The organism is Microbacterium sp. NPDC055357, from assembly GCF_053644835.1.
This window is the reverse complement of the sequence record NZ_JBSHLZ010000003.1, coordinates 120,306-132,850: the sequence shown is the minus strand read 5'-3', so window position 1 is coordinate 132,850 and position 12,545 is coordinate 120,306. Positions and strand designations below refer to the sequence as shown.

Below are 12,545 nucleotides of genomic sequence, written 5' to 3'. Positions count from 1 at the left end.
CTTGCCTGGTCTCCAGCCCCGGCGGATACTTCAGACATGCGTTCCGCTCCCGGAGGCGAGCGCGTGTCGGTGCTTGATCGCATCCTCGCAATTCTCAACGCCGTGCGCGAGGCAGAGGGCTCCAGCACCATCACCCGGCTCGCAATGACGACAGGCATCCCGAAATCGACGGTGTCGCGTCTCGTCGGTGATCTCGTGCGCCAGCGGTACCTCACTCGCGATGGCGGGAAGGTCGAGATCGGCCTGCGGCTGTTCGAGCTCGGCGCCCAGGCGCTCACACCGCGTCGACTCAGCAGGGCGGCGATGCCGGTTCTGGCCGAGCTCTACAACGCGACGGGCGAGCACCTGAATGTCGCCGTGCACGAGGGCTGCGACATGCTCTCGGTGATCTCGGTGAGGGGACGCCTCGTTCCGGCACCGTCCCGGGCGGGCGTGCGCGTGCCTTCGGCGACGACGGCGCTCGGAAAGGCCGTGCTGGCGTTCTCTGAAGATGACCTGTCCCTGACCCAGGTCATGGTCGATCTGGACGTGCGACGACGCCACAGTCTCGAGCGGGAGTTTCCGAGCATCCGATCCGATGCGATCGCCGTCGACCACTGCGAAACGTTCCCCGGCGTCGTCGGGATCGCCAGCCCCGTCCTCTCACCCGACCGTCTGCCCGTCGCGGCCATTTCGGCGGCCGGACCCGTGAACGACATGAACCTCGAGCGCATCGCCCCCCTCGTGCGGCACGCAGCGCTCGTGCTCACCCGCCGGCTGGCATCGCTGGCGGGAGGATGACGGGCCCATCCGCCGACGACACCGTGAGTGTCCTCGATCGGATGACCCAGATCCTGCAGGCGTTCGACCATGATGACCGTGGCATCGCGCTGTCCGACCTCGCCCGCCGGTCAGGACTCCCGAAATCGACCGTGTCACGCCTCGTCGCGACGCTCGTGCAGCAGCGCTACCTCGAACGTGATGGGCGGCGCATTCATCTGGGTCTGCGCGTGTTCGAGCTGGGACAGCTCGCCCGCGAACCGCGGGAACTGCGAATGGTCGCGTTGCCGATCCTGGTGCAGCTGCGCGACAAGACGCGCGAGAACGTCCACCTCGCGATTCCCGACGGACGGGAACTCGTGTGCGTCGCAGCGGTGCGCGGACGCACCGACGCACTCTCGCGCGTCGGAATGGGAGTGCGACTGCCCCTGCATGCCACGGCCCTCGGCAAGGCCGTTCTGGCGTATGCGCCCCCGCAGGTCGTCGAGGATGCGTTCGCCGCCGGGCTGGCGTCACTGACGCCGTACACGATCACCGACGACGCGAGGCTGCGTCGGCAGCTGACCGACATTCGCGCCGGTGCGCTCGCGATCGAGCAGCGCGAGTTCGCTTCGGATGCCGCCGGCATCGCGGTTCCCGTGTTCACTGCTCCGGGGAGGCTTGCGGCGGCGCTTTCGGTGTCGGGACTCGCCGACGAGTTCGACATCGAGGGCATCGCACCTGTCCTGAGAGGGGCGGCAGCGGCCCTCTGCCGCCGCCTCTCGGCGCCGCCGCGCTGATCGCGCGAGCGTCAGGGCATCTCGCGGCGTGATGTCATGGTTGCGACGATCATGTCGCCGATGAGGCGTCGATGCGACTCCTGCAGTGCGGGATCCAGCATGTCGCGTTGGAAGACGGCGTTGAACGTGTGCCGGTTGGCGACGTGGAAGCACGCATAGGCGCTGATCATCATGTGCACGTCGATCGCATCGACATCGTCGCGGAAGGTCCCCTCGCGCACCCCGCGACCGATCACCTGCTCGAGCAGGGTGATCGCCGTCTTGTTCTCGCGCAGGATCGTGCTCGACCGGGCGAGGTGCTCTGCGCGGTGGATGTTCTCGATGCTCACGAGCTGGATGAACTCGCGATGCGTCGTGTGGTGGTCGTAGGTGACCTCTGCGATGGCGCGCAGAGCCTCGTCGGGAGCGAGGCGGTCGATGTCGACACCCTTCTCGACGCGGCGGATCTGCGCGTAGACCTGCTCGAGCACCTCGACATACAGGCCCTCCTTCGATCCGAAGTAGTAGTAGATCATCCGCTTCGTCGTGCGCGTGCGCTCCGCGATCTCGTCGACACGTGCGCCGGTGTATCCCTTGGAGGCGAATTCCGACGTCGCGGCCCGCAGGATGTCTGCACGCGTACGCACGGCCCGAGTCGTTGTGACCGCAGACTTCGCCTCACCTGTGTGATCGATCATCGAAGCCGGCTCCTCCTGACTGTTCTTCGGCCCTCACGAGGGCGCGGAAGTGGCGTTGCATCCGGTCGATGTCAGGCTCGGCGCCGGTGATGATCTGAAGGCTGACGTATGCCTGCCCGACGGCCATTCGACCGCCATCGATCGTCGGGTGACCCCGACGCCGCGCCTGTCGAAGCAATTCAGTCTCCAAGGGACGATAGACGATGTCGGATACCCACGCGCCTGACCCGAGCGCGTCGAGATCGACGGCTACACCGGGATGATGCACCATGCCCATGGGAGTCGCATGCACGACGCCGCTGGCGGAGGAGAGCGCCGCCGCCAGGTCGTCCGAGGCAAGAGCGGAGACCTGCTGCTCGCTGTAATGCGCGCCCAGACGTCGGGCGAGATCCTCGGCCCGTCGAGGGTCGGCGTCGTGCAGGTCCACTCGCGCGGCGCCGCGGGCGAGCAGGGAGTATGCGGTTGCGGCCCCCGCGCCGCCGCAGCCGACCTGTACGACACGGTCCAGAGATGCGCCGGGAAGCCCGGTCTCGAGACCGAAGCCGAAGCCTCTCCAGTCGGTGTTGTAGCCCACGAGGCGGCCCTCATCGAAGACGACGAGATTGACGGCCTGGAGCGCCGCCGCATGCTCGTCGAGGTGATCGACCAGGGCGAGCACCCGCTGCTTGAACGGGTGCGTGATGTTGACGGCCGAGAATCCCTGGGCGCGCGCGGCGGAGAGCAGTCCGCCGAGGTGCTCATCGATGTACGCAGGCTTCAGCACATCGAAGACGCGATATTCGTAGTCGAAGCCGAGAAGCCTGCCCTCGGCTTCGTGCATTCTCGGGGTCAGGGAGGCCGAGATGCCCTCGCCGATGAGGCCGATCAGGTAACGCATTCCGCGCCTCCGTTGTGTGTACCGGGACGAGCCCTTGTGCCCAAACGTACTGATTAGTACATTCGAGAGGCGAGGAGAATCACCGATGATTCAACTGCGTAGAAGGGGACGCTCGATGTCGAGTCTCGCCGAATGGAACACCACCCCCAGCGCCGTCACGGCGCCCGTCGCCGTGCTCGACCGGATCTTCGCGATCCTCGACGCCGTCAAAGACGGCGATGGCTCGATCTCGATCACCGATATCGCGGGTCGCACGGGCCTTCCGAAATCGACGGTGTCGCGACTGGTCGCCGATCTCGCCGATCACAGATATCTCGAGCGCACCGATGCCGGCGTCACACTGGGACTGCGCCTGTTCGAGCTGGGATCGCGAGCGAACCTGCCGCGGCGACTGATCAACGCGGCCGCGCCCGTTCTGCGCCGGTTGAGCACCACGACCGGTGAACGTGTCGGGCTGTGGGTTCAGCAGGGCACCGACATGGTGTCGATCGCGGTGGCGGGACAGCTGTCCATGCTCCCCACACGCGCCGGAATGCGCTCGCCCGCTCTCACGACCGCCAGTGGAAAGGCGTATCTCGCCTTCTGCGGAGACGTCGCGGTCCTCGACCGGATCAGCGCGACGCTGGGCGACGTCGACGCCGAGGTCTTCCGCGATGAGCTCGCGCACGTGCGCACCGCGGTGGTGGCGGTGGACGCTCAGATGTCCTACCCCGGAATCACGGCCGTCGCCAGTCCGGTGCTGTCGACAGGCCACGCGGTCATCGGCGCCGTGTCGATCGCCGGTCCGAGTGGATCGATGGACCCGGAACAGGCGGCGCCGCTCATCCGCGCCGCCGGCACCTCCATCGCCCGGCGTCTGGCGGCGGCGTAGACCGTGCGCACAGCCGACTGGACCGTCTCTGTCAGCGTGCTCGACCGGCTGTCGGCGGTGCTCGACGCGTTCGGCGAGCACGATGAGGGATTGGGAGTCTCAGAGCTCGCGCGTCGGGCGGGGCTGCCGAAGTCCACGGTGTCGCGGATCGCCGCCGACCTCGTCGAGCAGCGGTTCTTGGACCGTGACGGCGACAAGCTCTACCTCGGGGTCCGGCTGTTCGAGCTCGGGCAGACGGTGCAGCAGCCGCGCGTGCTGCGCCGGCAGGCGCTTCCGGTCCTGCGAGAGCTGCGGGATGTCACGGGCCAGACGGTGAACCTCGGTGTCCTCGATGGCGCGGACGTCGTCGTCATCGCCGTTCTGCCGGGAGCATCGATGACGTTGCCGCCCCCGCTGCGGGTGGGCGCACGCCTTCCCGCGTACGCCACCGCGATGGGTAAAGCCGTCCTCGCCGTCTCGCGGCGAGACGTCGTCTCACGCGTCGTCGCGGCGGGGTTCGAGCCGCGGACGCCGCAGACGATCACCGACGAGCCGACGCTCCTGCGTGACTTGGCTGGTGTTCGCCACCGCGGTGCAGCGACCGATCATGAAGAGTACGTGCCCGGGGTGACCGGCACGGCCAGTCCCGTGCTCGGTGCGGCCGGGATCCCGGTGGCGGCGATCTCGGTCGCCGGCCCGACGGGCGAGTTCCTCATCGATTCGGTGGTTCCGGCCGTTCGTGCCGCGGCGCTCACGCTGAGTCGCCGACTCGCGACGGTCGCCGCGCACTGAGGACGAAAAGTGATGGGGCGGGTGCGCAATGCACCCGCCCCATCACCGTGCGATGTGTCGTGTCAGCCCGCCATGTCGCGGATGGCCTGGTAGGCGGTGAGGTTGTCGCCTTGGTAACGGTTCTCGAAGTACTCCTCGGCCTTCGTGATGAAGGCGTCGATGTCGATCTCTTCCCGCTCGATGACGGTGTAGGTGTCATCGCCGCGGTAGGTGTCGAGGATCTCTTCGGTCTCCGTCTCGACGCAGTCACGGTTCTCGGGGCGGATCTCGTGGATGGTCTGCTCGAGCAGCGCGGCCTGCTCGTCGTTCATCTTGTCGTAGGTCTTGTCGCTGACGATGAGCCAGTGGATGCCCGCGTTGTGGTCGTTCAGCACGATGGTGTCGAGGACCTCGTCGTAGCTCGACGAGTGGGTCGCGACGATCGGGTTCTCCTGTCCGACCGCGATGCCCTGCTGCAGCGCCGAGTAGACCTCTTCGACAGCGACCGAGACGGGGTTGGTGACACCCAGCGCTTCCGCGTTCGCGAGGAACTGCGGCGAGTTGGGGAAGCGGATGGGGACCCCGGCGAGGTCGTCGGGGCTGCGGACCTCGACGTCCTTCGTCGTCAGCGTGCGGTTGCCGAAGAACCAGCCGTCCACGACCCGGACGCCCGTTGCGTCGTGGAAGTTCGTGAAGAGCTCGTCGGACCCTTCGTCGATCCACTGGAAAGCGTGGTCGATGTCGTTGAACGCGTAGGCCGCGTCGATGACGCCGATCGGCTCGTACGTCGCGCTCAGGGCCGACGCACCCTGCAGATCGATGTCGATGTCGCCCGCTTGAACGAGCGGGAAGCGGTCGGCGTCGGGGCCGAGCTGGCTCGCGGGGTAGAGGTCGACGGTGAAGCCGATGTCAGCGTCCTCGAGGCGCTCCTTGAGCAGCTCGACTCCGCAGAAGTAGTTCGGCGTCTGCTCGTTCTGGCTCGTCGCGACGGTCAGCGTGACCGGGTTGTCCTGGTCTGCCGCGGGTTCGCTGGCCGAGCCGCTCGGCGTTCCGCCGCCGGAACAACCGGCGACGATCAGCGCCGTCGCTGCCAGCGCCGTCGCTGCGAACATGCTGCGACGCATTGAATGGGCTGTGCTCATGGGATTCTCCTCTGGCTTCGCACGTCGTCGTACGGGTTGTAGACACTCGTCACCGGGTCATGACAATCGGTCGACGAAAGGACTTTCGGGCACTGCTCGACTCGACCGGAATGCCAAGGTTCGGTTGGTGGCAGTGCCGACTCTGACGGACTTCACCGCGGTGACAAACATATGTCCCGGCGAGTGGAACATCGCGCGTCGTCATCGCGCCAGACCCTCGTCCGCCGACAGGCGGTGGGCGGCGCGGACCGCGAGCTCGTAGCCGTAGATGCCGGCTCCTGCGAGGACCGCGTGAGCCACCTTCGAGACCAGAGACGGCTCGTACTCCCGTGCCAGGATGTTGGTGATGTGCAGCTCCACGATCGGCGTCGAGAGCATCCGCAGCGCATCCAAGAGCGGGATCGACGTGAAGCTGAAGCCGGCGGGGTTGATGACGACGACCGCGTCCTGGCGAAACGCCTCGTGCACCCATTCGACGAGCTCGTGCTCGGCATTGGACTGGGCGAAGAACAGGTCGAATCCCAGCTCGTCCGTGACCCGTTCGCAGAGAGCCCGAACATCATCGAGCGTCGCCGTGCCGTACAGCTCCGGTTGACGCAGTCCCATCATGTTGAGGTTCGGGCCGTTCAGGACGAACAGCTTTCTCGCCATCGACGAGTCCTTTCCGAGGCGCGACGCGGGGTCACAGTCCCATCAGCGACGGCAGGAACGTGATGATGCCCGGGAAGAGCGTCAGAAGGAGCAGAACGGTACCGAGGGGGATGAGGAACGGCAGGACGCCGCGGAACAGCTCGCCCATCGGTCTGCGCGTGATCGACCCGACGACGAACAGCACGGCACCGACCGGTGGTGTCAGAGAGCCGATCATGAGGTTCAGGATCATGACGACGCCCAGCTGCAGGGGGTCGATGCCGAACTGGGCGACGATGGGCATCAGGATCGGCACGAGCACCAGGATGACCGGCGGGGCTTCGAGCGGGATGCCCAGCAGGATCAGCAGCACGTTGAGGATCAGCAGGAACACCAGCGGGTTGTCGGTGAAGCTGACGAGCCACTCGCCGAGGTTGCGCGACACCTGCTCGCGGGCGAGCACCTGACCCATGAGGTTCGAAGCTCCCAGGATCAGAAGGATGCCGCCGGAGATGATGATCGTCTCCTTCGACGACTTCCAGAACACCTGCCACGTGAGCGTGCGATAGATGAGACCGAGCAGCAGCATGTAGACGCACGCGATGCCTGCGCTCTCGGTCGGTGTGAACATTCCGCTGAAGATTCCGCCGAGGATGATGACCGGCAGCATCGCGGGCCCGATGACACGAACGGTCGCCTTGCCGAGCAGTTTGCCGTCGAACGTGCTCTTCACGGCGATCTTGGGGTGCAGGCGCACCCAGATGAAGATGTAGATGGCGAACCCGAGGGCCATGAGCACGGCCGGGATGATCGAGCCGGCGAACAGCGCCCCCGTCGAGATCGATGCCGTCGCGGCGAAGAGCACGGCCGGGATGCTGGGCGGCATGATCGTGCTCATGAGCGACGCCGATGCGGTCAGACCTGACGAGAACCCGTAGGGATACCCGGCCTTGAGCATCTGCGGGATCTGCACCTTACTCGTCGATGCGGCATCGGCGAGGGCCGATCCGCTGATCCACGAGAAGCCGATCGCCGTGCCGAGGTTCACGTAGGCGAGGTTGCCGGGAAGCCGCGCCAGGAGCGCGCGCGCCAGGTCGTAGAGCCGGGTGGCGATGCCGAGATTGTTGGCGATCGACCCCACGAAGATGAACAGCGGGACCGCGAGCAGGGGGAAGCTGTTGATGCCGTTGACGGTCGACGAGAGGGCATACCCGGCGGAGAGACCGTTCGTGTAGAAGTACAGCATGCTCGACCCGATCATCGCGAACGCGACCGGGACGCGCAGCAGCAAGAGCGCGACGAAGAGCAGAATGTAGAGCCAGAGTTCCATCGATCAGCCTTCCATCTCACCGATGTCGAGCTGGCGCTCGGGGCGGTTTGCGTAACGAATCTTGTATGCGGACTGCACGGCGGCCGAGGCGAAGCCGACCAGCGCGAAGATGTAGAGGATGCCGAGGGGCAGGTTCATGGCGGCGCTGAGGCGGACCCACTCGGTTTCGAGCTTGACGTACGCCTCATAGGTCAGCGCGAGGCAGACGGCCACCATGATGACGGCCGAGATCATTCGCAACGCGGTGAAGAGCCATTTTCCCGCCAGCAACTGGTCGAAGATCTCGAGCACGATGTGTCCGTTCCGACCCACGAGGTAGCCGGCCATCGTGAAGGTGAGCGCGATCATGGACAGCAGTGCGAGTTCGCCCGAGCCGACCCAGCCGATCTGGGGGAAGTAGCGCCCGACGACCTGGTACATGGTGCCGAAGATGACGAACGCGAACAGGGTGACGCCGACGGCGATCTCGACACCGGAGAGCGCCCTGATGAACCACGGGTCGGGCGGTACGCCCTTGTTGAGGTCGGGCTCCATGAAGAACGTTCGCGTGGGCGGGAAGATCGACTCGCCGAGTTCCTCCGCGCTCGCGGCTGCGGCCGGGTCGTCGGGAGTGACCTCCTCGGGACCGTTCGTCGTCATGGCGTCGTCGCCACTCGTTCGGGCTGCATGGTCAACCTCTCTGTTGCTGCGGGTCGGGCACCGCGCTCACTGCCCCTGCGACTCTGGTCTGCGCAGGTGGCCGCGCAAAGTCGAGTTTCGCCGAATGGGACATCCTCTGCACGTCCGGGTGCCGCAGATGACGAGCGAAAGGCGGGGGACGCCGGTCGTGCCGGCATCCCCCGCCTCGTCGGGGTTCGACAGTCCTACTCGAAGAGCGAGAGGGTGAGCACCGAGGTGTAGGAACCGGATGCCGCGTTCTCGGCGGCGACCTTGAGGTTGAGGGCTGCGTTGGCCGACCACGAACCCTGGTCGTATGTCGCTACCTGGTCGGTGTTCAGGTAGAGCAGCTCGCCGTCAGCGTAGGCGAGGCCTTCGCTGTCCTCGTCGTCCAGGACACCTTCGATGTCGCCGCCGACCTCGATCGCTGTGCCGTAGTCCGCGGCCAGAGCGGGCGACCACCCGAGATGGTCGGCCGAGATCGAGTCGTCGCCCGAGACGAAAGCGCTCGCCGTGCCGAGGACGAACCACGGGCTGTCGGGAACAGTGCTGCGCGTGTCGGTGACGGTCACGGTCGGGAGGACGCCGGTGAACTCGCGGACCAGCGGGTCGCCCGAGTCGACCTCTTCGAGCGCGGTGTCGTTCGCCGCGACCGAGAGAGCCAGCACGCCCGACGGGTAGCGGTCGGTGATCTCGACGTTGATGTCGACGGTGCCATCGTCGATCTCGTCAGCGGTCGCGACAGCCGTGCCGGCTGACGCCAGCAGCAGCGCGCCGAACGCGATGCCGCCCGCGCGGGTGAGGGTTGATCTCTTCATCATTGAATCTCTTTCTGTGTGATCGCTTCTGCCTCGATCGTGTGACCGAGGCTCGGGTGACGTGTGGGGTGCGAGCCGGGTGCTCGCACCCCACACGCCCGGTGTCAGCCGCCCGCGGGAATAGCCCGGTACGGCGCCGTTCTCGTCTCGGTCACGGACTCACCGTCGACGATCGTCGTCGATGTGATCGTGGCCTCGCCGGCCGGAACAGACGTCGCTCGCGTGTTGAACGACACGGCGACCGACTTTCCGGGAGCGACGTTCGGGAAGACCTTCTTGCCGAACTCTGTCGTCACCGTGATGTCCGCGGCTGCGCCCGTGTAGTTCGTCGCGGTCACCGACACGTACGCCTTGCCCGCGAGCGTGCGAGGTGTCGTATGCGCTGCGACACCCTTCGAGACGGTCACCGTGGCCGTCGAGGTGAGCTGTTCCTGCTCACCGTCGGCGTTCAGGACGTTCAATCGCACCGTGAGGTCGACTGCGCCGGCCGGGACGTTGTTGTCGACGTCGGCCGCATCGAACTGCAGCGTGACGCGGCTCGGTTCGGCCGTGACGTCGGACGGCTCGACGGGCGTCGCCGACAGCGGAGTGATGAGCTCGGCCGCGCTGTCGTACGTGTACCCGGCGGGCAGGTCGAACTGTGCGTCGATCGTCCCGTCGACCTGCGAGAACACGCCCGAGGGTGTGCCGAATCGCAGGTGACCCGGAGTGAATCGCAGAGCGCCCGGCTGATCCTGCGGTGCGAGGACGACCTCGATCTTGCCGGTCGGGCGCGGGTCGGTGCAGTCGTTGAAGAAGTACTCACCGGCACGTGTGAAGGTGTGCTGGTACGTCTCGCCCGGCTGCAGCCTGGCGTTGAACTCACCCTCGAAGTACTGCGTCGCGCAGTGCTCCTTCAGGTTGGGGAAGTTCGGGAACGTCTCGGCCCCGGGGTTGCGGAAGGTGACCGTCGTGCCGACCGGCACCCGCAGGTGCGTGGGCTGCATGGCGTTCGTCGCGACGCTGTCCTGCGCCGCTGCCGTGTCCGCCGTGCGGCTGCTGCGCGCGAGCAGAACGGTGTTGTCGACCGTCTCGCCCGCGACGGCGGAACCGCTCACGGGGCGACGCATGGTCAAGGGAGAGGTGTTCGGCCCCTCCTGGCTTCCCGTCGCGTTCGTGTAGGCACCGTTGAGCTTGAAGGCCCACAGCGAGTCGCCCTGCGTGACCGATCCGCCGTACGGGTTCGTCGACCCGGCGGCGAACACGGCGATGTACTGCTCGCCGTCGACCTCGTAGGTGACCGGAGCGGCAGCGATGCCCGACCCCGTCTGGAAGTCCCAGAGGACGTCACCGTTGACGGCATCCATGATCAGGGCGCGGCCGTCGATCTGCCCGACCACGAGCAGGTCCGATGCCGTCGTCAGCGGCCCTTGGCCGTGCGACATGTCGGTCCCGAGGTGGTTCGTCCACACGACCTTGCCCGTCGAGGCGTCATAGGCGAGGATGCCGCCGGTCTGGTACTGACCCATCGCGCGGAGTCCGTTCGAGCCGGCTCCGTTGTAGTGAGCGACGGGGTTCGTGCCGTACGGGAAGTACACCATGTTCGTGCTGTGGCTGTACGACTGGTTCGACCAGTCGCCGCCGCCGTTCTGGCTCGTCGTCGAGAGGATCGGCATATCCCACTGCGGGTCGTACATGCAGCCCTCGCGGTGCCCTGAGTGACCCTCGGGGTACGTGAGGAACGGCTCATCGGCGGCGACGTAGCTGTCCGGGTTGAAGACGAGGTTGCCCTCGGCGTCGGCCTGGTAGCCGTTGTAGTTCGGCACCGCGCGCCACGGGTTGCCGGGCACGTTGTCGGCATCGAGCTTCTCCCACACGACGCACTCCGGCAGCTGACGCTCTACCGGGAACGGCTGCGTGTCAGGCTGGTTCTGGCGCGAGTCGACGATCATGGGCTTGTCGATCGTGGGGGTGACCGGCTGGCCGTTCGTGCGGTCGATCACGAACTGGTGACCCGACTTGCTGCCGTAGAACGCCACCTTGCGCTCGACGCCGTCGACCTCGATGTCCGCGAGCGTCGGCGGGTGGACGTTGTCCATGTCCCACACGTCGTGGCGGATCGACTGGTAGTGCCACTTGTACGCGCCGGTCGTGGCATCCACGGCAACCATCGTGCTCGAGAACAGGTTGTCTCCAGGACGCTGCGAGCCGTTCTGCGACGAGGTGCAGCTGCGGGCGTTGCCGAAGGTCATGTAGTACATGTTCAGCTCGGGATCCACCGAGCCGTGCATCCAGGGAGCGGCACCGGCCACAGCGGCGCAGTCCGTGCCGTTGTCCAGGACGGGGCCCCACGTCTCGGACGCGTCGAAGGTGATCCCGTCGAGGCCGGTGAACTCTTCACCGCGCTGCGGCCCGCCGAAGAAGTGCCAGAGATACGATCCGTCATCGGCATCGAATGCGGCGACCGCTCCGCGGTTGCCGTCCGCCGCGTGGGCGTAGACGATGCCGTTGTTGTAGACGGTCGCGACCTTGCCGAACCCGCCGAGGCTTTGGCCTTCCGGGCCCCGCGCCGGGACTGCCCACACCTGCTCGCCCGTCTCCTGGTCGAGCGCGATGATGTTGCTGCCGCTTGCCAACGTGAAGATCTTGCCGTCGCCGGCCGAGACGCCGCGACGCGTTCCGGACAGCCCGAAGCCGCCACCGTTCCATTTCCAGATCGGGTCGCCGGATGCGCCGTCCACGGCGATCACGCCGCCCTGGGGCGTGTCCAGGTAGATCACGCCTCCCACGACGATGGGGGTCGTCTGCTGTCCGGTGTGGTTGGTCGCCGGTGCAACAGCCGACACGTGCGTGCGCCACGCCGGCGCGAGCTGGTCGAGGTTGTCTTTATTGATCTGCGTCAGTCCGGAGTAGTGCTGGTTTCCGAGGTTTCCGCCGACCGTGGGCATGTCGACACCCGTGGGTTCGAGGCCGGTCAGACCGGCGGGGGGAACGGGGTCTGAACCCGTTCCCACCGCTGTGGCGGGTGAGGCGGCGACAGCGAGGGTCAGCGCGAGCGCGCCCACCCCCACTACTGCCAGCCTCTTTCTCAATGTCTTGCGCATGTGCGTGCTCCTTGATCGTCATCGATCAGACGGAGGGCGGTGCGTGCCCGCCTCACGTCCCTGGGGGTATGCCGACCGAAGTGCCGAACTGGAGGCATCGGCGCCGGTCAGCGCTCCGGACGCTAGACCGCCCGCTCCGAGGGGGCAACCGATCGGCCCATCGAGTGGTACA

The 12,545-nt window shown here is 66.6% G+C and carries 12 protein-coding genes; 4 read left to right on the top strand and 8 right to left on the bottom strand.

Features of this window, described 5'->3' with window-relative positions; all coding sequences use genetic code 11:
* Positions 1 to 36: 36 nt before the first annotated feature.
* Positions 37 to 780 (top strand): IclR family transcriptional regulator, encoded by a 744-nt coding sequence (locus tag ACWICD_RS05915; RefSeq protein WP_376129027.1) that lies wholly within the window; start codon positions 37 to 39, stop codon positions 778 to 780.
* Positions 777 to 1,538 carry an IclR family transcriptional regulator gene (locus tag ACWICD_RS05910; protein WP_376129025.1) on the top strand — a complete coding sequence of 254 codons (762 nt, stop codon included), beginning with the start codon at positions 777 to 779 and terminating at the stop codon, positions 1,536 to 1,538. The genes ACWICD_RS05915 and ACWICD_RS05910 overlap by 4 nt, the downstream gene beginning before the upstream one ends.
* Before the next feature lie 11 nt (positions 1,539 to 1,549).
* Here ACWICD_RS05910 and ACWICD_RS05905 read toward each other — a convergent pair whose 3' ends face one another.
* Together ACWICD_RS05905 and ACWICD_RS05900 are read right to left on the bottom strand one after the other, a co-directional pair.
* Positions 1,550 to 2,164 (bottom strand): TetR/AcrR family transcriptional regulator, encoded by a 615-nt coding sequence (locus ACWICD_RS05905; RefSeq protein WP_454139623.1) that lies wholly within the window; start codon positions 2,162 to 2,164, stop codon positions 1,550 to 1,552.
* Between the two features lie 31 nt (positions 2,165 to 2,195).
* Positions 2,196 to 3,092 (bottom strand): shikimate dehydrogenase, encoded by an 897-nt coding sequence (locus tag ACWICD_RS05900; protein WP_454139622.1) that lies wholly within the window; start codon positions 3,090 to 3,092, stop codon positions 2,196 to 2,198.
* A gap of 115 nt (positions 3,093 to 3,207) precedes the next feature.
* Between ACWICD_RS05900 and ACWICD_RS05895 the strand changes: the two genes are divergently transcribed.
* Both ACWICD_RS05895 and ACWICD_RS05890 read left to right on the top strand, forming a co-directional pair.
* A complete protein-coding gene (locus ACWICD_RS05895; RefSeq protein ID WP_376129020.1) occupies positions 3,208 to 3,963 on the top strand; it encodes an IclR family transcriptional regulator in 756 nt (251 codons plus the stop codon).
* A 3-nt stretch (positions 3,964 to 3,966) separates the two neighbouring features.
* Positions 3,967 to 4,734, top strand: a complete 768-nt coding sequence (locus ACWICD_RS05890) for an IclR family transcriptional regulator (RefSeq protein WP_454139621.1) — start codon at positions 3,967 to 3,969, stop codon at positions 4,732 to 4,734.
* A gap of 62 nt (positions 4,735 to 4,796) precedes the next feature.
* On the opposite strand, the gene dctP is transcribed toward ACWICD_RS05890, so the two are convergent.
* The 6 genes from dctP to ACWICD_RS05860 form a co-directional block, all read right to left on the bottom strand.
* The gene (gene dctP, locus ACWICD_RS05885) at positions 4,797 to 5,855 is read right to left on the bottom strand and encodes a TRAP transporter substrate-binding protein DctP (RefSeq protein ID WP_376129016.1); all 1,059 of its coding nucleotides are present in this window, start codon (positions 5,853 to 5,855) and stop codon (positions 4,797 to 4,799) included.
* Between the two features lie 201 nt (positions 5,856 to 6,056).
* Entirely contained in the window at positions 6,057 to 6,506 is a 450-nt protein-coding gene (locus ACWICD_RS05880) for a type II 3-dehydroquinate dehydratase (protein WP_376129015.1), read from the bottom strand.
* A gap of 31 nt (positions 6,507 to 6,537) precedes the next feature.
* Positions 6,538 to 7,815 carry a TRAP transporter large permease gene (locus ACWICD_RS05875; protein WP_454139620.1) on the bottom strand — a complete coding sequence of 426 codons (1,278 nt, stop codon included), beginning with the start codon at positions 7,813 to 7,815 and terminating at the stop codon, positions 6,538 to 6,540.
* A gap of 3 nt (positions 7,816 to 7,818) precedes the next feature.
* A complete protein-coding gene (locus ACWICD_RS05870; RefSeq protein WP_376129011.1) occupies positions 7,819 to 8,454 on the bottom strand; it encodes a TRAP transporter small permease in 636 nt (211 codons plus the stop codon).
* 224 nt (positions 8,455 to 8,678) lie between these two features.
* Complete coding sequence (locus tag ACWICD_RS05865; protein WP_376129009.1) at positions 8,679 to 9,293, bottom strand: hypothetical protein; 615 nt, start codon at positions 9,291 to 9,293, stop codon at positions 8,679 to 8,681.
* A 101-nt stretch (positions 9,294 to 9,394) separates the two neighbouring features.
* Positions 9,395 to 12,373, bottom strand: coding sequence for an outer membrane protein assembly factor BamB family protein (locus ACWICD_RS05860; RefSeq protein WP_454139619.1), 2,979 nt, complete (start codon positions 12,371 to 12,373; stop codon positions 9,395 to 9,397).
* Positions 12,374 to 12,545 lie beyond the last annotated feature (172 nt).